The 21,329-nt window shown below is 70.8% G+C and carries 18 protein-coding genes; 12 read left to right on the top strand and 6 right to left on the bottom strand.

Annotated elements, in window-relative coordinates; genetic code table 11:
• Nucleotides 1–108: 108 nt before the first annotated feature.
• Together ABZY89_RS28380 and ABZY89_RS28385 are read right to left on the bottom strand one after the other, a co-directional pair.
• Nucleotides 109–1,551: an MFS transporter gene (locus ABZY89_RS28380; protein ID WP_355232526.1), complete on the bottom strand. Its 1,443-nt coding sequence runs from the start codon at nt 1,549–1,551 to the stop codon at nt 109–111.
• Between the two features lie 57 nt (nt 1,552–1,608).
• Nucleotides 1,609–4,677: a BTAD domain-containing putative transcriptional regulator gene (locus ABZY89_RS28385; RefSeq protein WP_355232527.1), complete on the bottom strand. Its 3,069-nt coding sequence runs from the start codon at nt 4,675–4,677 to the stop codon at nt 1,609–1,611.
• A gap of 145 nt (nt 4,678–4,822) precedes the next feature.
• Between ABZY89_RS28385 and ABZY89_RS28390 the strand changes: the two genes are divergently transcribed.
• The 7 genes from ABZY89_RS28390 (at nt 4,823) to ABZY89_RS28420 (ending at nt 12,060) form a co-directional block, all read left to right on the top strand.
• The gene (locus ABZY89_RS28390) at nt 4,823–5,725 is read left to right on the top strand and encodes a hypothetical protein (protein ID WP_355232528.1); all 903 of its coding nucleotides are present in this window, start codon (nt 4,823–4,825) and stop codon (nt 5,723–5,725) included.
• Between the two features lie 43 nt (nt 5,726–5,768).
• Complete coding sequence (locus ABZY89_RS28395; protein WP_355232529.1) at nt 5,769–5,975, top strand: cation transporter; 207 nt, start codon at nt 5,769–5,771, stop codon at nt 5,973–5,975.
• Between the two features lie 75 nt (nt 5,976–6,050).
• Nucleotides 6,051–8,318, top strand: a complete 2,268-nt coding sequence (locus ABZY89_RS28400) for a heavy metal translocating P-type ATPase (RefSeq protein WP_355232530.1) — start codon at nt 6,051–6,053, stop codon at nt 8,316–8,318.
• Nucleotides 8,319–8,357: 39 nt separating this feature from the next.
• Nucleotides 8,358–10,064, top strand: coding sequence for a sodium:proton antiporter (locus ABZY89_RS28405; RefSeq protein ID WP_355232531.1), 1,707 nt, complete (start codon nt 8,358–8,360; stop codon nt 10,062–10,064).
• Nucleotides 10,065–10,148: 84 nt separating this feature from the next.
• Nucleotides 10,149–11,030, top strand: a complete 882-nt coding sequence (locus ABZY89_RS28410) for a sigma-70 family RNA polymerase sigma factor (protein WP_355232532.1) — start codon at nt 10,149–10,151, stop codon at nt 11,028–11,030.
• Between the two features lie 85 nt (nt 11,031–11,115).
• The gene (locus ABZY89_RS28415; RefSeq protein ID WP_355232533.1) at nt 11,116–11,586 is read left to right on the top strand and encodes a carboxymuconolactone decarboxylase family protein; all 471 of its coding nucleotides are present in this window, start codon (nt 11,116–11,118) and stop codon (nt 11,584–11,586) included.
• Between the two features lie 87 nt (nt 11,587–11,673).
• Complete coding sequence (locus ABZY89_RS28420; RefSeq protein WP_355232534.1) at nt 11,674–12,060, top strand: DoxX family protein; 387 nt, start codon at nt 11,674–11,676, stop codon at nt 12,058–12,060.
• Nucleotides 12,061–12,080: 20 nt separating this feature from the next.
• Here ABZY89_RS28420 and ABZY89_RS28425 read toward each other — a convergent pair whose 3' ends face one another.
• From ABZY89_RS28425 to ABZY89_RS28435, 3 genes are all read right to left on the bottom strand, one after another.
• On the bottom strand, nt 12,081–13,646 hold the full coding sequence (locus ABZY89_RS28425) for a multicopper oxidase domain-containing protein (protein WP_355232535.1): 1,566 nt from the start codon (nt 13,644–13,646) through the stop codon (nt 12,081–12,083).
• Nucleotides 13,643–14,053 (bottom strand): hypothetical protein, encoded by a 411-nt coding sequence (locus tag ABZY89_RS28430; RefSeq protein WP_355232536.1) that lies wholly within the window; start codon nt 14,051–14,053, stop codon nt 13,643–13,645. The genes ABZY89_RS28425 and ABZY89_RS28430 overlap by 4 nt, the downstream gene beginning before the upstream one ends.
• 73 nt (nt 14,054–14,126) lie before the next feature.
• Nucleotides 14,127–15,287: an ROK family transcriptional regulator gene (locus tag ABZY89_RS28435; RefSeq protein WP_355232537.1), complete on the bottom strand. Its 1,161-nt coding sequence runs from the start codon at nt 15,285–15,287 to the stop codon at nt 14,127–14,129.
• 167 nt (nt 15,288–15,454) lie between these two features.
• Here ABZY89_RS28435 and ABZY89_RS28440 point away from each other — a divergent pair, with 167 nt between their 5' ends.
• From ABZY89_RS28440 to ABZY89_RS28455, 4 genes are all read left to right on the top strand, one after another.
• Nucleotides 15,455–16,624 carry a glycoside hydrolase family 19 protein gene (locus ABZY89_RS28440; RefSeq protein ID WP_355232538.1) on the top strand — a complete coding sequence of 390 codons (1,170 nt, stop codon included), beginning with the start codon at nt 15,455–15,457 and terminating at the stop codon, nt 16,622–16,624.
• A gap of 225 nt (nt 16,625–16,849) precedes the next feature.
• On the top strand, nt 16,850–17,713 hold the full coding sequence (locus ABZY89_RS28445) for an alpha/beta fold hydrolase (RefSeq protein ID WP_355232539.1): 864 nt from the start codon (nt 16,850–16,852) through the stop codon (nt 17,711–17,713).
• Nucleotides 17,714–17,798: 85 nt separating this feature from the next.
• The gene (locus ABZY89_RS28450; RefSeq protein WP_355232540.1) at nt 17,799–18,161 is read left to right on the top strand and encodes a non-heme iron oxygenase ferredoxin subunit; all 363 of its coding nucleotides are present in this window, start codon (nt 17,799–17,801) and stop codon (nt 18,159–18,161) included.
• Nucleotides 18,158–19,426, top strand: a complete 1,269-nt coding sequence (locus ABZY89_RS28455; protein WP_355232541.1) for an FAD-dependent oxidoreductase — start codon at nt 18,158–18,160, stop codon at nt 19,424–19,426. Before ABZY89_RS28450 ends, ABZY89_RS28455 begins: the two co-directional genes overlap by 4 nt.
• A 116-nt stretch (nt 19,427–19,542) precedes the next feature.
• Here the strand turns inward: ABZY89_RS28455 and ABZY89_RS28460 are convergent, their stop codons facing one another.
• Nucleotides 19,543–20,073, bottom strand: coding sequence for a DNA starvation/stationary phase protection protein (locus tag ABZY89_RS28460; protein ID WP_350662725.1), 531 nt, complete (start codon nt 20,071–20,073; stop codon nt 19,543–19,545).
• Between the two features lie 137 nt (nt 20,074–20,210).
• On the opposite strand from ABZY89_RS28460, the gene ABZY89_RS28465 reads away from it, so the two are divergent.
• The gene (locus ABZY89_RS28465) at nt 20,211–21,185 is read left to right on the top strand and encodes an AraC family transcriptional regulator (RefSeq protein WP_355232542.1); all 975 of its coding nucleotides are present in this window, start codon (nt 20,211–20,213) and stop codon (nt 21,183–21,185) included.
• Nucleotides 21,186–21,329: the final 144 nt, after the last annotated feature.

Genomic DNA, 21,329 nt, shown 5'->3' on the forward strand with positions numbered 1-21,329 from the left:
GCCCAGACAGACGCAAGTTAGGCTGACCTAACCCAACCGCTTCGGACTTCTGGAGGACCCGGTGTCCACACCCCGTACGGATCCGGGGCCACGAAGAGGGTTGGACTGCTAGCGGCCGGCGGGAACCGACTCGGGTGCGGTCGCGGTGCGAGCCGACTTCCAGCCGATCCCGGTGACGACCGCACCGGCGAGGGCGATGCCGGCCGCGCCGAGGAAGCCGGCCGAGAAGCCGTCGGTCATGGCGGCCAGGTCGCCGACCCGGTCGGAGCCGTACGCAGAGGCGACGACGGTCATCGCCGCCAGCCCGAGCGCGGAGCCGACCTGGTAGCTGGTGTTGACGATCCCGGCGGCGAGGCCGCCCTCCTCGGGCGCAGCCGCGCCGAGCGCCGTGCTCAGCGACGGGATGAACGCCAGCGCCATGCCTGCCGCGGTGACCAGCGTCGCCGGGAGCACGTCGACGGCGAAGCTGCCGTCGGCGTCGACCCGGGAGAGCCAGACCAGGCCGATCCCGAGGACAACGAGGCCGCCGACAGTCATCGCCTTCGGTCCGAACGCGGCGGTCAGTCGCGGGGCGATGGCGACCATGCCGAGCATGATCGTCACCGTCATCGGCAGCAGGGCGGCGCCGGACTCGAAGGCGCCGAGCCCGAGCACCTGCTGGAGGTAGAGGTTGATGAAGAAGAACATCGGGATCCAGGCCGCGCCGAGCAGGAGCTGGGCGATGTTGGCGGCGGCCAGGTTCGGCGCCCGGAAGATGCCCAGGCGCATCAGTGGTGCCGCGGAGCCGGCCTGCAGGGCCACGAAGGCGACGAGCAGGGCGATGCCGACGAGACCGGCGATCAGCGTGCTGGGCGATCCCCAACCCTGCTCGGGGACACGTACGACGGCGAACACCACCGCGGCGAGGCCCAGGGTGACGGTGAGGGCGCCGATAACGTCGATGCGGCCGCGCTGCGCCTGGCCCGCCGGCATCACACCGGGCGTCAGGAGGAGTACGCCGATGGCGATCGGCACGTTGATGAAGAAGACCCACGGCCAGGACAGGTACTCGGTCAGCACGCCACCGAGGAACACGCCGGCGGTTCCGCCGGCAGGGGCGGCCGCGCCGTAGAGCGCCAGCGCCTTGGTCAGTTCCTTCGGGTTCGACCCGAAGGTCATGAACAGGAGCGTCAGCGCCGACGGTGCGATGAGCGCGGATCCGGCGCCCTGGATGGCGCGGCCCGCGATCTCGACGGCAACACCGTCAGCGAGTCCGGCGACGAGGGAGCCGACTCCGAGGACCAGCCACCCGATGGCGAAGATCCGTCGGGCGCCGAGCAGGTCGGAGAGCCGCCCGCCCAGCAGGAGGAGGCCGCCGAAGGCCACCACGTAGGCGTTGAACACCCAGCTGAGGTCCTGCGGGGCGAATCCGAGGTCGCGCTGTATCTCGGGGAGCGCGACTCCGATGATGGAGGTGTCCATGATGACCATGAACTGGGCGGCGGCGATGAGGCCGAGGGCGAGCCAGCGGCGGCTGCTGGCACCCGCCGCCGGGGATGCTGTGGAAGACATGGTTCTCTCTTTTCGTCAGGGCGGCCTTCCGACCGCGTGAAGAGAACCTGTCCCGGATCACTGTCCCTGGACTGTCCGGCCGTTGTTCAGCCGGGCCAGCGCCTCCTCCGCCCGGGCGGCGACGGCGGTCTCACCGGCGGCGAGACCGAGCACGCGGGCCTCGACGTAACGCTCCGCGGCCGCCTCCGGTTCGGAGACCTGCTCGTGGCACCGGGCGAGCGCGAGCGTGGCCTTGGCCGTCATCGCGGGCGTCTCCAGCGTCTCGAAGCCCCGGATGGCGCTCGACAGCAGCGAGATGGCGCTCGACCACTCCTGCTCCCGCTCGGCCAGCCGTCCCCGTCCGTACGCCGCGAGGACCGACCCGGCGCGGTCGCCGACGTGGCGGGACGCAATCTCAGCGCGACGGAAGGCGTCCCGGGCCGACTCCTCGTCCCCGAGCTCGAGATGGGTGATCCCGAGGTCGGCGAGGGCCCACTGCACGTTGTTGTGGATGCCCGCGGACGCGGCGACGTCGATCGCCTGCTCGAGCGTCCTGGCCGACTCCCGCAGCCGTCCGAAGTCCCGCAGGCCGCAGCCGAGGTGGTACAGGGCCGCGCTCTGGCCCCAGGGGTCGTCGAGGTGACCGAACTCGGCCGCGGTGGCCCGGCCGAGGCGTATCGCCGCCGGCTCGTCCCTGGCCTTGAGCGCGGTCTCGAGCCGGACGAAGCCGGAGACGGCGAGTCCCCACCGGTCCCCTTGTGCTCGGAACCACGCCTCGGCGTCGTCCAGGAGCGCGGCGGCCTCCGGGTCCGCGCCGTTGACCCCCTCGACCGCGAGCAGCACCCGCGAGACCGCGGCCCCGTCGGCGTCACCGTCCGCGAGGAAGATCGCGAGGCTCTCCCGGGCCGCCTCGGCGCACCGTGGATGGGGGTGAACGACGCAGGCCCGGGGACGTTCGACCAGCGCCACCGCCTGAAGGGCAGCTGCCCGCGCCGCGGCCGAGCCACGGTCCTGCTCGAGGAGCCGACGCAGGATCCGGCGGCCCTCGAGGTGACGGCCCTGATGCCAGAAGAGGCCCAGATGACCAGCGAGGCGGAGGGCGGCGTCGATGTCGCCGGCAGGGCCCTCCAGCCAGGCGATCGCCGAGCGTACGTTGGCCTGCTCGTCGACGAGGAGGTGTCGCGCTCGGGCGTCTCCCTGCCCGCGCATCGCGTGCGCTGACCGCTCGGCGACCTGGCTGAAGTAGAGCGCGTGCCGGGTCGCCAGGGCGTCGTTCCGGCCGGTCTGCGCCAGCCGGTCGGCGGCGTACTCACGCAGCGTCTCGAGCATGCGATAGCGGGTGGCCGGCCCGCGCTCGGCGACGATCAGGGACTGCTCGACCAGCCGGCCGACCGCGTGGATGATCTGGTTCGAGTCGGTCTCGTCGTCGGCGAGGATCTGCTCGGCGGCGGTGAGGGTCCAGCCGCCGTGGAACACCGCGAGCCCTTCGAAGACGCGCTTCTCGAGGTCGTCGAGCAGGTCGTAGCTCCAGTCCACGGTCGCGCGGAGCGTGCGCTGGCGGTCCTCCGCCGTCCGCGCTCCCGAGGTGAGGAGCGTGAATCGCTGGTCGAGCCGGTCGGCGAGGTCGCTTGGGGACAGCGTGGCCGCGCGGGCCGCGGCCAGCTCCAGCGCCAGTGGCATGCCGTCGAGCGCGCGGGCGATGCGGCCGAGCGGGGCGTACGCCTCCCGGTCGGCCTCGATCCCGGGCAGCACCGTCGCGATCCGGCGGATCAGCAGCTGTACGGAGGCGGTCGCCGCGATCGCCTCGACGTCATCGTCCTCGAGCGGTGTCGGGAGCGGTCCGACGAGGGTCTGGACCTCGCTCGGCAGGGCGAGGGGTTCGCGGCTGGTGGCGATGACGGTGAGCCGGGGGCAGCGCGTCAGGAGCTGTTCGACCAGGGTCGCGACGGGGTCGACGAGGTGCTCGCAGTTGTCGATGACCAGGAGCAGGTGCTTGTCGGCGAGGAAATCGGCCAGCCGTTCCTGGAGGTCGATCGCCGAGCCGTCCTGCGGCATCGCGACGGCCGCGGCGACGGCCGGCACGATGTGCTCCCGGCTGCGGATCGTGGCGAGGCGGACGAGGAAGGTGCCGTCCGGGAACCGGTCGGCGACGCGCTGGGCGGTCTGCAGGCCGAGGACGGTCTTCCCGGACCCGCCGGGGCCGACGAGGGTGGTGAGCCTGGACGTACCGACCCGCTCGCTCAGGGACACGAGCAGTTCCTCGCGCCCGACGAGCGGGGTCAGGTCGGTCGGCAGGTTGGAGAGTCCGGCCCTGGGGCGGTGTGGCCCGGTGGCGGGGGTGGACAGGGTGACCTCGCCGGATGAGCCGAGCGACGAGTCCTGCCGGAGCACCCGCTCGTGGAGCGAGCGGAGGGAGGCCGATGGTTCCAGGCCGAGGTCGGCGTCCAGCGTCGTCCGGGTGCGGGTGAAGACCTCGAGCGCGTCGGCCTGCCGGCCGGCGCGATAGAGCGCGACCATCAGCAGGCCGGCCATCGCCTCGTGGGTCGGGTCGGTACGCAGCAGCGGCTCGAGATCGGTGACGACCTCCGCGTGGCGGCCCAGCGAGAGCGCGATCTGAGCACGCTCGGCGTACGCCGTCCGGCGGAGGTCCTCCAGCCGTACGGACTCGGGCACAGCCCAGGGCTCGGTGGCGAAGTCGGCGAGCGCGTCGCCGCGCCAGAGCCCGAGCGCCGCGTCGTAGGCATCGAGGTCGGTCTCGGTCTGGCTCCCGCCGCCGGCGACCGACGCCCGGACCCGGCGGATCCGGCGCTCGAAGTCCTCGGCATCGATCGTGGCCGGGTCGACCGCGGCCCGGTAGCCGCCGCCGTCGCGCTGCACCAGGTCGAGGCCGGCGGTCTTGAACACCCGCCGCAGCTTGGACACGCGGAGCTGGAGGGCGTTCAAGGGGTCGGCGGGCAGCGACGAGTCGGCCCACAGCCGGTCGATCAGTGCCGAGGCGGGCACGATCCGGCCGCGCGCCAGGAGCAGCACCGCGAGCAGCGCACGCTCCGCCGACCCGGGGACCTTGACCGTGTCGCCGTCGACCGTCGCCTCGAAGGGGCCGAGCAGCCCGAATCGGATGTCACGCGAGGGCGGGGTCGGCAGCACATCGCGATCGTAGTCAGACCGGGCGCAGGCGCCGATCGGATATCTGTCCGGGCGCCGACAATCCCGGGACAGTCCGCGGACAGATTCGCCGAGCAACCTCTGGCACGTCATCGAGAGTCATCGAGATTCAGCCAGGAGAGATCACATGAACGCCATTGCCAAGGTCGGTGCGTTCGCCGGAGCCGTCGTTGCCCTCGGCGGCCTGGGTTCCGCCGTGGGTGCCTCCGTCGGCCCCCTCGGCGAGCCGGAGCGTCCGACCCACCAGGAGCACGCACCCGAGAACAACAGCCAAGGCGGCCACGCCGGACACGGCGCGAAGAAGGCGCCCGAGGCCACCGGGCTCAACGTCAGCCAGGCGGGCTACACGCTCGACCTCGTCGAGGACCGTCCCCAGCGCTCGGCATCCGCCGCGCTGCGGTTCCGGATCCTCGGTGCCGACCACGAGCCCGTCACCCGTTTCGAGACCGCCCACGGCAAGCTGCTCCACCTGATCGTCGTACGCCGCGACCTGGCCACCTACGAGCACCTGCACCCGGTGATGGCCTCCGACGGCACCTGGTCGGTCACGGCCGATCTGGCCGCGGCCGGGACCTACCGCGTCTTCGCCGACTTCCGGCCGGCGACCGAGGCCGAGGGACTGACTCTCGGTCAGGACCTCTTCGTCGTCGGCCCCTACGAGCCCCAGGCGCTGCCGCCGGTCGCGACCACCAGCACGGTCAGCCCGTACGCGGTGAACCTGGACGGTCATCTGGTGGCCGGGCAGACGTCGCGCCTCACCCTGACCGTGACCCGGGACGGCGAACCGGTCACCGACCTCGAGCCCTACCTCGAGGCGTACGGACATCTGGTCGCGCTCCGCGACGGCGACCTCGCCTATCTCCACGTCCACCCCGAAGGGGCGCCCGGCGACGGGCGTACGGACCCCGGCCCGGAGATCACCTTCTCGGCCGAGGTGCCCTCGGCCGGGACGTACCGGCTGTTCCTCGACTTCAAGCACGCCGGCGAGGTGCGTACCGCGGCCTTCACGGCGACAGCCGAAGCCCACTGACTCCCTGCTCCAGCAGGGTCCACCACAGAGAAAGGAAAGCACCATGTGCAGCACCACCTACACCGTTTCCGGGATGACCTGCGGCCACTGCGTCAGCTCCGTCACGGAGGAAGTCGCCCAGATCGCGGGGGTCTCCTCGGTCGACGTCGACCTCGCCACCGGCCAGGTGACCGTCACCTCCGAGAACGAGCTCGACCGCGTGCAGGTTCAGCGCGCGGTCGAGGAGGCCGGCTACCAGCTGGCCGGCTGAGCCACCCGCGTCGGCTCCCCGATCACCCGGGGAGCCGGCGCGCACCAGATCCACGCCACCCGAAGGACACCAGTGATGACCGTCTCCGGAACCTCTGCCCCCACCACCGACTTCGAACTCGAGATCAACGGCATGACCTGCGCGTCGTGCGCGAACCGCATCGAGCGCAAGCTCAACAAGCTCGACGGTGTCGCGGCCACCGTCAACTACGCGACCGAGAAGGCGAAGATCTCCGTCGCCGCGGAGAGCACCGACATCGACGCGAGCGTGCTGATCGCGACCGTCGAGAGCGCCGGGTACGGCGCGAAGGAGCCGCGCAACGAGGCGGCTCCGTCGAGTGCCTCCTCCGACGGCGAGACCTCGGACCCGGTCGCCCTCCTCAAGCGGCGGCTGCTGGTCTCGACCCTGCTCACCGTCCCGGTGGTGCTCCTGGCGATGGTGCCGGCTCTGCAGTTCGAGAGCTGGCAGTGGCTCTCGCTCACGCTCGCCGCACCGGTCGTCGTCTGGGGCGCGGCACCGTTCCACCGGGCAGCCTGGACGAATGCGCGCCACGGCGCCGCGACCATGGACACGCTGGTCTCGATCGGCACCCTGGCAGCCTTCGGCTGGTCCCTGTACGCCCTCTTCCTCGGCACGGCCGGCGAGCCCGGCATGACCCACGCGTTCAGCTTCGCCATCGAGCGCACCGACGGTCTCGGCAACATCTACCTCGAGGCGGCAGCCGGGGTCACGACGTTCATCCTCGCCGGCCGCTACTTCGAGGCCAGGTCGAAGCGCCGCGCCGGCGCCGCCCTGACCGCGCTCCTCGAGCTCGGTGCCAAGGAGGTCGCCGTCCTGCGGGACGAGGTGGAGACTCGGATCCCGATCGACGAGCTCGCCGTCGGCGACCTGTTCGTCGTACGTCCCGGGGAGAAGGTCGCCACCGACGGCATCGTCGAGGACGGGTCCTCCGCGATCGACGCGGCGATGCTGACCGGCGAGTCGGTGCCGGTCGAGGTCGGACCCGGTGACGGTGTCATCGGAGCGACGGTGAACGCCGGCGGGCGCATCGTCGTCCGGGCGACCCGGGTCGGCGCCGACACCCAGCTCGCCCAGATGGCGCGCCTGGTCGAGGAGGCGCAGACCGGCAAGGCGGCGGCCCAGCGGCTCGCCGACCGCATCTCGGGGATCTTCGTACCCATCGTGATCGCCCTCTCGGCCATCACCCTCGGGTTCTGGCTCGGCGCCGGCGCGGGCACCGCCACCGCCTTCACCGCGGCGGTCGCGGTGCTGATCATCGCCTGCCCGTGCGCGCTCGGTCTGGCCACGCCCACGGCGCTGATGGTCGGCACCGGACGCGGCGCCCAGCTCGGCATCCTGATCAAGGGGCCGGAGGTGCTCGAGAGCACCCGGGCGATCGACACCATCGTGCTCGACAAGACCGGCACGGTCACCACCGGCAGCATGACCCTGACCGACGTCATCGCCGCGCCCGGCGAGGACGCCGACGAGATCGCACGCCTGGCCGGCGCCCTCGAGCACGCCTCGGAGCACCCGATCGCACGAGCGATCGCCGCCGGAGCCGAGGCCCGCGTCGGCACCCTGCCGGCGGCCGAGGACTTCGCCAACGTCCCGGGCCTGGGTGTCCAGGGCATCGTCGACGGTCACGCCGTCCTCGTGGGCCGGGTCCGCCTGCTCGAGGAGTGGAGCCAGTACCTGCCCGGCGATCTCGCCCTGGCGATGGCCGAGGCCGAGAGCGAGGGCCGCACCGCCGTCGCCGTCGGCTGGGACGGACAGGCGCGTGGCGTCCTGGTCGTCAACGACGTGGTCAAGGCGACCTCGGCCGCGGCGATCGCGGAGTTCCAGCGCCTCGGCCTGACTCCGGTCCTGCTCACCGGCGACAACGAGACGGTGGCCCGTTCGGTCGCCGCCGAGGTCGGCATCCCGGTCTCCGCGGACACCGTCATCGCCGAGGTGCTTCCCGAGGACAAGGTCGCGGTGGTCCGACAGCTGCAGGAGGAGGGCCGCGTGGTCGCGATGGTCGGTGACGGCGTCAACGACGCGCCGGCGCTGGCCCAGGCCGACCTCGGCCTCTCGATGGGCACCGGCACCGACGTCGCCATCCAGGCCAGCGACCTGACCCTGGTCCGTGGTGACCTGCGGGTCGCCGCCGTCGCGATCCGGCTGTCTCGGCGGACGCTGGCGACCATCAAGGGCAACCTGTTCTGGGCGTTCGCCTACAACGTCGCGGCCATCCCGCTGGCGGTCTCCGGGCTGCTCAACCCGATGCTCGCCGGTGCCGCGATGGCCTTCTCGTCGGTGTTCGTGGTGAGCAACAGCCTCCGGCTGCGCCGCTTCCGCTGATCCCAGCGCCGCCCCGCACGATCTCTTAGGCTCCTGAGCATGGACCATCGGGTGTTGTTGATCGTCGGGGTGGCGTTGGCGATCATGATCGCGGCGTCGGTGTTCGCACGGCGTACGGGGGTGGCGGCGCCGCTGCTGCTCGTGGGGCTCGGGATCGGGGCGAGCTATCTGCCGGGGGCGCCGGAGATCGAGCTCGATCCGGAATGGATCCTGGCCGGCGTACTGCCGCCGTTGCTCTACTCCTCCGCGGTCAACCTGCCGGTGATCGACTTCCGGCGGAACCTCCGGCTGATCACCTGGCTCTCGGTCGTGATGGTGATCGTCTCGGCGCTGGTGATCGGGGCGGTCGTCCACTGGCTGTTCCCGGAGATCTCGTTCCCGCTCGCGGTCGCGCTCGGCGCGGTCGTCAGCCCCACCGATGCGGTGGCGGCGACGGCGATCGGGCGCCGGGTCGGGCTGCCGCCGCGGGTGATGACCGTGCTGGAGGGCGAGAGTCTGGTCAACGACGCCTCCGCCCTGGTCGTCCTCCGGACAGCCGTGGCGGGGATCGCGGCGGCCAGCTCCTTCTCGCTGGGACGTACGGCTCTGGAGTTCGGCTGGGCGGTGCTGGGTGCGCTCGTGATCGGCGCCGTCGTCGGCTGGCTCACCGTGCTGCTCCGCCAGCGCCTGGACGACCCGGTGCTCAACACGACGATCTCGTTCGCGGTGCCGTTCATCGCCTACTTCCCGGCCGAGGAGCTGAACGCGTCGGGCGTGCTCGCCGTCGTCGTCGCCGGGCTGGTCACCGGCGGGCTCGGCAGCCGCCGGTTCAGCGCCCGCGACCGGCAGACCCAGGCGACCACCTGGACGACCTTCAACTTCATCCTGGAGAGCGGCGTCTTCCTGGCGATGGGCTACCAGCTGCCCGCGCTAGTCGACGCCGCCCGCGGCGAGACCACGATGGGCCAGATGGCCGGGCTGGTCCTGATCGTGGTCGGCCTGCTGGTCGCGCTCCGGTTCCTCGGGCTCGCCGGGCCTGCGCTCCGGGACCGGGAGGAGAACAAGGAAGAGGTACGCACCCGCCTCGACCAGTTCGAGGAGAAGCTCGACTCGCTGACCCCCACGGACGACCGGGAGGACGCCCGGATCATCTCGGCCCGGCGCCGGCTGGCTCGGGGCCGGGCGGACATCGACTTCGAGGAGCGCGAGCCGATCACCAGGCGTGGCTTCCTGATCATCGGCTGGGCCGGGATGCGCGGCGTCGTCACGGTCGCCGCCGCCCACACCATCCCGGCCGGCACCTCCCACCGGGCGACCGTGGTGCTCGCCGCCTTCCTGGTCGCGCTCATCACGCTCGTGCTCTTCGGCCTCACCCTCCCGGCGCTCATCCGCCGGATGCGCTTCCCGGGTGAGTCGTCGGCGGACCGGCACGACGCGTTCCGGGCCCTGCTCCGTCAGGTCGGCGAGGACGCGATCGACAACCTCGGACCGCTCGAGTCGCAGACCATCGACGGCGAGCCGATCGACCCCCAGCTGGTGACGAAGCTCAAGGACCGCATCCTGCCGCGGGTGCTCGCGGGCGTACGAGAGGTGCCCAGCATCAGGCCAGACGTGATGGAGCAGACGGTGATCCTGCAGCTGCGCTACCTCGACGCGATGCGCGACGCGCTCGCCGCCGAGCGCAGCATCGGTGCCTACAGCTCCCACACCTACCGGAAGGTCGAGGCGATGCTCGACGACATGGAGAAGCGGCTTGACGCGAGCTGAGCCCGTGGATGGGCGCCGACGGTTACCTTGGCGCCTGCTGGCTCGTCATCACCATGACGGAGCTCGCGCGAGGAAGGTAACGACATGACCGGATCAGGTCCACACGAAGCGACGGCGGAGGCCTTCGAGCAGCAGCGCGAGCGCCTGGTGGCGGTCGCCTACCGGATGCTCGGGTCCAGGGCCGACGCCGAGGACGCGGTGCAGGAGGCGTGGATCCGGCTGGCGCGCCAGGACGAGGCTTCGATCGACAACCTGGCCGGCTGGCTGACCACCGTGGTGGGCCGGGTCTGCATCGACGTGCTCCGCTCGCGAAAGACCCGGTCGGAGCTGTCGTACGAGGACCGGCTGCCCGAGCTCGTGGTGGCCGTCGACGGCGGGGCGGCGCCCGAGGACGACGCGATGCTCGCCGAGTCGGTCGGGCTGGCACTGCTCGTGGTGCTCGACTCCCTCACGCCCACCGAGCGGCTGGCGTTCGTCCTGCACGACATGTTCGCGGTGCCCTTCGCCGAGATCGGCGAGATCATCGGCCGGTCCACCGACGCGACCAAGATGCTCGCCAGCCGGGCCCGCCGGAAGGTGCAGGGCACCCCGCTGCCGCAGGATGAGCCGCGGCGCCAGCGCGCCGTGGTCGACGCCTTTCTCGCCGCGGCCCGGAACGGGGACTTCGAAGGGCTCGTCACCTTGCTCGATCCGAACGTCACGTGGCGGACGTACCACCCGAAGGGCGTGCTGACCACGGTCGGCGCGGCCGAGGTGGCCGAACCGGTCATTCGCGGCGCCCGCTCGATGACCTCGGTGCTGCCGGTCCGCGTCAACGGCGAGCCCGGGTTCGTGGCCTGGGGCGCCAACGGCAAGTTGCTCGGCCTGGCGGCGTGCACCGTGGTCGAGGGCCGGATCGTCGAGCTGCTGACCGTGAGCGACCGCAAGCGCCTCGACGCCATGGATCTGCCCCCGCGGCCCGAATAGGGCGCCCCTCGTCACCCGGGTTGTTACCTCTTGGAGAACGCCTTCGTCGTACTGGTGAAAGCATCCGAAGACGAAGGAGATCAAGATGGAAAGCCGGATCAACCCGATGGGCAACGAGATCGGGGCCGCGTGGGCGAAGCACATCATCTCGTCGAACAAGGTCATCGCCGGCTCGACACTGCCGAAGGCGGTGCAGGAACTGGTGAAGATCCGCGCCAGCCAGATCAATGGCTGTGGCGGCTGCCTCGACATGCACACCAAGGACGCCGCGGCTGCCGGTGAGAGCGCGCTGCGGATCAACCTCGTGGGGGCATGGCGGGAGACGACCGTCTACACCGAAGCGGAGCGGGCGGCGCTGGAGCTCACCGATCAGGGCACTCGCCTCGCCGACTCCACCGGTGTCACCGATGAGGCGTGGGCGAATGCGGCGAAGCACTTCGACGAGGACCAGCTGATGGCCCTGGTCGGCCTGATCTGCCTGATCAACGCCTTCAACCGCCTCAACGTGATCACCCGGACTCCGGGCGGCGAGTACCAGCCCGGGCAGTACGCCTGACACCGCAACTCACCTCGGGCTCGCGGCGGGCCTGGCTTGGGTCCGCCGCGGCCACAGACCCCATCGATTCTGTCCAGGAGAAGACTCATGAACATCGCGCTGTGGATCGTCGCCGGCCTGATGGCCGCCATCTACCTGCTCTCCGGCTTCGGGAAGCTGCTGGTCCCCAGGGAGAGGATGGCCGCGATGGGCGACGCCTCGCGCTGGGTCCTCGACTTCCGGCCCGGCGCCCTCAAGGCCATCGGAGCACTCGAGATCCTCGGCGCCGTCGGCCTGATCCTGCCTGCCCTGCTCGACATCGCGCCGATCCTGGTGCCGCTGGCAGCAACCGGCCTGACCCTGATCATGGTCGGTGCCGTGATCCTGCGGATCCGCCGTGGCGAGAGGAAGATCGCGCTGGTGGACGCGACGTACCTCGCCCTGACCGCGTTCGTGGCGATCGGCCGCTTCGCATGGGTCCCCTTCACCGGCTGATCAGCCCGGCTCTCGGCGGGTCACACCGTCTCGAAGCCGGCCATCATCGCCATGTCCTCGTGCTCCAGGTTGTGGCAGTGGATGAGGAACCTGCCGGCGTACCTCTCGAACTTCACCCTGACCCGTACGGCCTCGTAGGGGCGTACGTCGACGGTGTCCTTCCAGCCGAGATCCATCGGGCCCGGGCCGCGGTTGCCGCGCCGCAGGACCTGGAAGGGCGAGAGGTGGACGTGGACCGGGTGGTGGGCGTCGGTGAAGAACTCCCAGATCTCGGTGGACTCCAGCGGCACCTTGGCCTGTGGGACCGCAGGGTCGAACGGCTTGCCGTTGATCCCCCAGCCCTTGCGGCCGTGCACGGCCGCGCGACGGAAGTGCCACCGGCGGACGACGGCTCCCTCGGGCTTCTCGGGCTCGGGTACGTCGGCCAGCCGCTCCGGGATCTTGACGTCGTCGGCCGCGCGGCGGGCGACGCGGAACCGCATCACCTGAGCGGTCCGGCCGGTGCCGAGACGGTTGCGCATCTCGACCGTCGTGCCAGGTGCCAGTGAGCGGAAGTCGACGACGACGTCGAACCGCTCGCCGGAGGCCATCGTGATCTCGCCGTGCTCGGCCGGGGCGGCGAGCAGCCCGCCGTCGGAGCCGATCTGGGTGAACTTCACGGGCCGGCCGTCGGAGGTGCGCAGGCTCAGCGCGTAGCGGCGCGCGTTGGAGGCGTTGAGCAGGCGTAACCGATACTGCGCCGCCTCGACCTCCGCCTCGGGCCACGGGGCACCGTTGACGAGGATGACGTCGCCGAGCACGCCGGCCATGTAGCGGTCCTCGACCCCGGGCTCGCCGAGCAGCTCCGGGTCGAGCGCGGGATAGCGCAGCGTGCCGTCCTCGTCGAAGGCCCGGTCGGCGATCATCAGCGGCATTTCCCGCTCGCCGCGTGGCAGCGAGAGCGCGTCCTCCTCGTCGTCGCGGATGATGTGGAAACCGGCCAGCCCACGCCACACCTGCGGGGCGGTGAAGTCCATCCGATGGTCGTGGTACCAGAGGGTCGTCGCCGGCTGCTCGAGCGGATAGCGGTAGTCCCGCTTTCCCGTCGTGACCAGCGCCTTCGGGTCGGCCATGGTCTCGTGACCGCTGTGGCCACCCCCGTGACCGGCGTGGTGGGCGTGGGGCGACTCGAAGCCCGGTGGCACCAGCAGATCCGTCGGCCAGCCGTCGCTCTTCGCAGGGGTGTGCCCGCCATGGAGATGCGTCGCGGTCGGCAGCGTGAGGGAGTTGGTGTGGCGTACGGTCACCGCTTCTCCGCGGCGGGTCTCCAGCGTCGGCCCGGGGAAGACCCCGTCGTACGTCATCATCTCGGTCCGCAGCCCAGGCAGGATCTCGACCGAGGCGGTGCGCTGGGCGATCTCGATCAGGTCGCCCGAAGGCCGCTTGACCGGTGGCAACGGCAACGGAGTCTCGTACGCCTTCGGCAGCCGTGCCGCGCTGCGCAGGATCCGTCCGGTCTGCTCGGGGGCCTCGCCGCACGCGCCCAGCGATCCGGCGACCGGGGCTGCCAGTCCGGCGCCGAGAAGGGTGCGTCGTCCGATCCTCATCGCCGGACCTCCCGCGGGCTGCCGGCGCCGCGGCGCAGGGCGGCGATGGCCACGGCCACCGCGATGCCGACGGTGAGGACGCCGACCGGGACGTGCAGCTGGAGGACCCGGGTGTAGCCGAGGATCGCCTGGACGTGGATGAGGAAGAAGAGCGCGACCGACCAGATGAGGAACCACCAGCGCCCGCCCATCGCCACGACGGCGCCCGCGGCGATCGGCAGCAGCAGGCCAAGGCCCTGCAGCGCGACCGCGCCCGCGGTGTGGAGACCCAACGCCTCGAAGGTGCCGGCGAAGTAGGAGCCGATGAAGATCGGTTGCCCGATCGCGAAGAGCGCGGTCAGAACCGCGACGGCTCGGAAGCAGAAGAGGCTGACGCGTGGTCGGCGCTGGCGTATCTGTGTGGTCACACCACGACGATATGTAGTCGCGGTACCTATGACATCGGGCGTTCCCCTGACCGCCGGCGGATCCTCGTCGGGGTCAGCCCTGGTGGGTGAAGACCTCGTCGCGGGCCGTGTCGAGACCGATCTGGAGCGCGCCGCGAAGCACGGGGTCGCCGGAGATCTCGGTGGGGACGACGGTCGGGACGTTGGGGCCGAGGGCGGCGATCGCCTTCTGCACACGGGCGGCCAGGACCGGCCCGCCGGCGCATCCGATCTCGCCCGCGAGCACGCACAGCTCGGGGTCGAGCACCACGCAGATGCCCGCCAGGCCGAGGGCGAGCCTCCTGGCCAGCTCCTCGAGGAACGGCTCGGCGTCGGGGTCACCGCCGGCGGCCGCGCGTACGCAGTCCACACCGCTGCCCTTCAGCCCGAACGCACGGGCGAGGATGTCCATGGCCTCGACGCTGACCAGCGACTGGAAGGCTGCGTGCTGCGGGCTGTCGGTGCCGTGGGGCGTGGAGGCGCCCGGAACGGCCAGATAGCCGATCTCGCCGGCACCGCCGCCGGCGCCGCGGTGGAGGCGACCATCGACGATCACCGCGAGGCCCAGCCCGCGGTCGATCCAGGCGAGCACCGAGTCCTTGACGCCGTGGGAGGCTCCGGCGGACTGCTCGGCGAGCCCGGCCAGGTTGACGTCGTTCTCGATCAGTATCGGCCGCTGGAAGCTGCGGCGGAGGTCCTGGAGGACGCCCGTGCGCCAGTCCGGCAGGTCGTTGGCGAAGCGGAAGTCGCCGGTGCGCGGGTCGATCATGCCGGGCGTACCGATCGAGAGGCAGCGGAGCTGCGACATCGTGATGCCGGCGCTCGCGGTGGCGTCGGCGACGGTGGCCCGCACCGCCTCGACCGGGTCGGAGGCCTCGTGGGGGTCGAGCGCGCCGGTGGCCAGCTCGGTGCCGGTGATGTCGGCGACCGACGCGGTGATCTGGTCGGGCCCGATGTGGAGGGCCGCGACATAGCCCGCCGACGGGACCACGCCGTAGAGCGCGGCGTTGGGGCCGCGACCGCCCTGCTGTGTGCCGACGACCTCGACCAGGCCGCGCTCGCCGAGCCGGGTCAGCAGCTGTCCCGCGGTCACCTTCGAGAGGCCGACGAGCTCGCCGAGCCGGGTCTTCGTCACTGGCCCGTTCGAGAGCATCAGGTCGAGCGCCGCGCGGTCGTTGGTGTCGCGGATCAGGTGTGTCTTGGGCGGTCTGGACATCGGCGGCGCTCCTTTCGAGGGTCGGGTTGGCGTACGGAACGCCAACCTAACAATTGCAGGGCTCGCGCCGGTGTTTGTCCACGCTGGGTCTAGACGGTAACTGTAAAGGAACCTTACAGTGGGGCTTCGATCGCCATCCATCTCAACCCCCCATCAAGGAGTTTGGAATGCGTACTACCACGAAGATCGCCGTTCTCGGCGGGATCTTGCTGGCGCCCGTCCTGGCCATGTTGCCGACGAGCCCCGCAAGTGCGCACGGCTACATCTCGAACCCGCCGAGCAGGCAGGCCCAGTGTGCTGCCGGCACGGTCGAGTGCGGGGACATCAAGTACGAACCACAGAGTGTCGAGGGTCCGAAGGGCCTGACCAGCTGCTCCGGCGGCAACTCGAGGTTCGCCGAGCTCGACGACGACTCCAAGAACTGGCAGGCCACACCGGTCGGCCGGAACCAGACGTTCACCTGGTCACTGAGCGCCCGGCACAGCACCAGCACCTGGCAGTACTTCATCGGTGGCACCAAGATCGCCGAGTTCGACGACGGCGGCGCGCAGCCGCCGGCCACCGTCGAGCACCAGGTCGACTTCGGGTCGTTCACCGGCCGGCAGAAGGTCCTCGCGGTCTGGAACGTCGCTGACACGACCAACGCCTTCTACGCCTGCATCGACGTGAACATCGGCGGCACCGCGACCGACCCGGAGACGCCGGCGCCGGTGGCGGGTGAGTTCCCGGTCAGCGAGGAGCAGTTCAACCAGCTCTTCCCCAACCGCAACCCCTTCTACACGTACGCCGGCCTCGTCGAGGCGCTCAGTGCCTACCCGGAATTCACCAATGCTGGGGACGAGGCGGTGCAGAAGCGGGAGGCCGCGGCGTTCATCGCCAACGTCGCCCACGAGACCGGTGACCTGCTCTACGTCGTCGAGCAGAACGAGGCCAACTACCCGCACTACTGCGACCCCAACCAGTCCTACGGCTGCCCCGCGGGCAACGACCAGTACTACGGCCGTGGTCCGGTCCAGCTGAGCTGGAACTTCAACTACAAGGCCGCCGGGGACGCGCTCGGGATCGACCTGCTCAACAACCCCAACCTGGTCGCCACCGATCCGGCGGTCGCCTGGAAGACCGGGCTCTGGTACTGGAACACCCAGAACGGCCCGGGCACCATGACGCCGCACGCGGCGATGGTCAACGGCGCCGGATTCGGCGAGACCATCCGGTCCATCAACGGCTCTATCGAGTGCAACGGCGGCAACCCGGCCCAGGTGCAGAGCCGCGTCGACAACTACACCGAAGTCACCTCGCTGCTCGGAGTGGACCCGGGCGGGAACCTTTACTGCTGAAGCGGAGCCCGAAGCAATAAAGCACTGCTGATAGCGACATCCCGCACAGAAACCGGCGGCGTACGCAGCCCCACCTGCGTACGCCGCCGTGTTTCTGTTTTGTGACAAGCGCCCAACGAGGTTCTGCCTCCGTGCCGGTGTCGGTCGCCCGGCTGCGCCCCTACCTTCGAGTAGCAACCGGATCCCCGGACAGCCCGGGGCCGGACGGACGAAGGAGCATGCTCGGTGCTCAGATCACTCTCTCTCCGAATCGCCGCGGTCGCCGCGGCCGTCACTCTCCCCCTCTTCGGCCTGGTCGCGCCGGCGGATGCGGAGAGCCCCTACGAGCGCGGGCCGGACCCGACGTCGGCCAGCGTCCTGGACAACGGCACGTTCTCCCTCTCCACCGCCTCGGTCTCCTCGCTGGTGACCGGCTTCGGCGGAGGGACGATCTACTACCCCACCTCCACCACCGCGGGGACCTTCGGCGGTGTCGTGCTCGCCCCCGGCTACACGGCCTCCTCGTCGTCCTACTCCGCCGTCGCGCGCCGGGTGGCCTCGCACGGGTTCGTGGTCTTCGCGATCGACACGAACTCCCGCTACGACCAGCCCGACAGTCGCGGCTCGCAGATCCTGGCTGCGGTCTCCTACCTGAAGAACAGCGCCTCCTCGACGGTCGCCTCGCGCCTGGACGAGAGCCGCATCGCGGTCTCCGGCCACTCCATGGGCGGCGGCGGCACGCTCGCGGCGGCCAACCAGGACTCCTCGATCAAGGCCGCTGTCGCGCTGCAGCCCTGGCACACCGACAAGACCTGGCCAGGCATCCAGATCCCGACCATGATCATCGGCGCGGAGAACGACAGCGTCGCGCCGGTCAGCTCGCACTCCGTCCCGTTCTACACCTCGGCCACCGGGGCCCGGGAGAAGGCGTACGGCGAGATCAACAACGGCGACCACTTCATCGCCAACACCGATGACGACTGGCAAGGGCGCCTGTTCGTCACCTGGCTGAAGAGGTACGTCGACGACGACACCCGCTACTCGCAGTTCCTCTGCCCGGCGCCGTCCTCGGTCAACCTGTCCGACTACCGCAACACCTGCCCGGACTGATTCGTCGGTCCTGACGTACGGAATCGAACCGGCCACCTCGGGGGAGGTGGCCGGTTCTTCTGCGCCCACGTTGGAAGATGGGGGCATGACCGGAAACAGTGAAAGCACCGGAACCAGCACAGGCATCCGTGTCGCGTCCGTCGACGACATCCCGGAGGGTGAGGGGATCGCCATCTCCTCCGACATCACCGGCACCGAGGACGACATCGCCATCCTGCGCGACGACGACGGCACCTGCTGGGCCCTCAACGACACCTGCACCCACGAGACCGCCTCGCTGGCCGAGGGCTGGGTCGAGGACGGCGACGTCGAGTGCCCCCTGCACTCCTCGCGGTTCAACCTCAAGACCGGCAAGGTCGACGGGCTCCCGGCCACCCGCGACACCGTCCCGCACCGCGTCGAGGTGCGCGACGGTGAGGTGTACCTGTTCCCCGGCGAGAGGCCGTGACGGTCTCGTCGGTCCTCGTCGTCGGTGGCGGCATCGCCGGCGTCTCCACGGTCGCGGAGCTGCGGAAGAACGGGTACGCCGGTGAGCTGACGCTCCTCACCGTCGACCCGTTCCCGTACGACCGTCCGCCCCTGTCCAAGGAGTACCTGGCCGGAGCGAAGGAGCTCGACTCGATCGCGCTGCAGGCTCCGGAGTGGTACGCCGAGCAGCGGGTCGACCTCGTCACGGATGCGCTGGTGGTGGATCTGGATCCGGCTGCCGGGACGGTGGCGCTGTCGGACGGCCGGCAGGTCTCCGCCGACAGGATCGTCCTGGCGACGGGCGGACACTCGCGGTGGCCGGATTTCGAGCGCGTCGTTCGGGAGCTGCTCGACCGTCCACCAGCCGGCAAAGGAATCCCGCGCTCGACCACCGGGCTCCACACGCTGCGAAGTGACGACGACGCCGATGCGCTGCGGCACGTGCTGCTCTCGCGGGCCCGGCTGCTGGTGGTCGGTGCCGGCCTGATCGGGGCCGAGGTCGCCTCGACCGCTCGGAAGCTGGGCTGCGAGGTCGTGCTCGTAGATCCCGCCGATCCCCCGATCGCAGCAGCGGTCGGCACCCGCGTGGCTGCGTGGCTGCACTCCTTGCACGCGGTCCACGGTGTGGAGGCGGTGACCGCCACGGTCGAGAAGCTCGAGTCGACGAGGGCCGGAGTCGTGGCACACATCGCGGGGGAGAACGAGCCACGTACGTTCGATGCCGTCCTTCTCGCTGTGGGCATGGTGCCGGACACCGCCCTGGCGAAAGCGGCCGGCCTGGAGGTCGACAACGGCGTCCTTGTCGACGACCATCAGGTCACCTCCCACCCGAACGTGCTCGCCGTCGGTGACTGTGCCCGGCGCCGCGGCCAGCGCCGCGCGGAGCACTGGGAGGCCGCGCTGCACGACGGTCAACGGGCTGCGACGACGATCCTCGGCATCGACGCCGCCGCGGAGACGGCCCCGTGGTTCTGGACCGACCGTTACGACCTGCATGTCGAGGTCGTCGGTGAGATGCATGAGCCAGATGCGGAGCACGAGGACGTCGTACGCGGCGCCCTCGGCGAGCCGCCCTTCTCCGTGTTCACGCTCCACGGCGGCCGCGTCATCGGCGCGGTCGCGGTCGACGACCCCAACGCCGTACGCGCGGCGCGCCGGATGATCGACCGAGGGGTCGACGTACGCGCCTCCGACCTCGCCGATCCCGCGACCGACCTCCGAAAGCTGCTGCGAGGGTCGAGATAGCGAGCGCAGGGCGCGCCAAATTCCCGCCATGGCGGGAAAATGCCCCGCGCCGCGCGCAAAAGCGAAGAACGGCGCCCCGCGAGCAGTTCGCGGGACGCCGTCCTCAGGGAAAGATCTCAGACGGTCAGCTGAGCCGGCTTGGACTGGTTGGCGACGCGGTTCTCGGAGTCGATGAACCAGGCGAGCTGCTCGACGCGGGTGATGATCGCGTGCAGCAGGTCGGCGGTGGTCGGGTCCTCGGAGTCGATGTCGTCGTGGATGTCACGAGCGGTCTTCGAGGTGGCGTAGAGCGCGGCGGCGGCGAGGTCGGCGGCCGTCGCGGTGTCGACCTCGGTCGCCGGGAGCGGCGCGAGGGTGGTGTCCTCGGAGACGGTGCCGGTGCGGCCGTCGGGGAGGATGTAGAGCGCACGCATGCGCTCGGCGACCTCGTCGGTGAAGTCGCGGGCAGCGTCCACGACCTCGTCGAGGACGAGGTGCATGTCGCGGAAGTTCTTGCCCACGACGTTCCAGTGGAGCTGCTTGCCCTGCAGGCTGAGCTCGGTCAGATCGACGAGCAGGCGCTGCATCTGGGTCGCGAACGCCGGGCTCGGGATGAACGCGGGGTGCGAGGTGTGGGTGGCGCTGCTCGTGTCGGTCTTCGTGGCCATGTTCGGTGGTTCCCCCAGATTGAAGTGTTGGCTTTTCGCGGTGACACCCACTGTGCCACCTTTTCTTGAACCATTCCAGAAAGGTTAGTCTTCCCTAAGTCATCGCCGTGGCTCTCAGCACGCCGTAGAGTCGGCTCGTGCCGCCAGCCGGAGACGACCCAGCCCCTCTCCTCGCGCGGGTTCGCCGCCCGGAGGTCTTCGAGACCAGCCGGCTGAACGCGGACGCGCAGGTCGAGGCCTGGGAACGCCACAACGCCAGCGCCCTGGTCGCGCTCTCCTGTCGGCCCATCGACGGCCACGGGTTCGACGCGCAGGAGGTCAACCTGCAGCTCGACGAGATCCATCTGGCGCGGGTACGGGCCACTCGCCACGTCGTCGAGCGGCCGGCCAGCCTCGTCAAGGAGATCCCCGCCCGGTCGATCGCCGTCTACGCCAGCCTCCGCGGCGAGGCGATTCTGGAGTACGCCGGCCGCCGCAAGCTCATCCGGCCCGGACAGCTGATCGTGTGCGACGTCGACGCGCCCTTCCTGCGGGGCTTCGGGCATGGGCTCGAGGAGCTTGCCGTCAAGGTCCCGGTGGACGCCTTCGCGGCCCGCACCGGGATGGCGTCGATGCCGGCGCCGCTCGTCCTCGACGCCGGCCGCGACCAGGACCCGCACGGCCGAGCCCTCGTCCAGATGGTCGGCCGTGCCCTGCGGCCGCACGACCCGGTCCCGGCCGACGAAGGCGCCGTGCTCGACCTGATCTCGGTGATCGCGACCGCTGGGAAGGTCTCGCTGGCCACGGCCCATCGGGCGGCGGCGAAGGCATTCATCGAGGACCATCTCGCCGACCCCGGCCTCTCCGCCACCACCGTCGCAGCGGGCGCCGGCATCTCCGAGCGCCATCTCTCCCGGCTCTTCGCCGACGCCGGCACCAGCGTCCCCCGCCACATCCTCGGCCGCCGCCTCGAGCTCGCCTACGCGATGCTCGCCACCGGCTCGGACCCGGCCATCCGCACCGTCGACGTCGCCGAGAAGTGCGGCTTCACCTCCGCCTCGTACTTCTCCCACGCCTTCCGCAAGCGCTTCGGCGTCGCCGCCGGAGACGTACGCCGCGCCGCCCGCGCCTGACCCCCAGCCGAGTCCGCACTTGTGGCGGCCGAATCCTCAGTTGTGGCGTACGAAAGTCGATCTATGTCGGCCGCTTCGAGGCGCGGGCGACCCCGATCGCCGACACGCTCTCCGGCACCGCGCTCGGGTCGGTGGAGATCGTCG

This window comes from Nocardioides sp. NPDC006303, from assembly GCF_040613175.1.
Taxonomy (GTDB): Bacteria; Actinomycetota; Actinomycetes; order Propionibacteriales; family Nocardioidaceae; genus Nocardioides.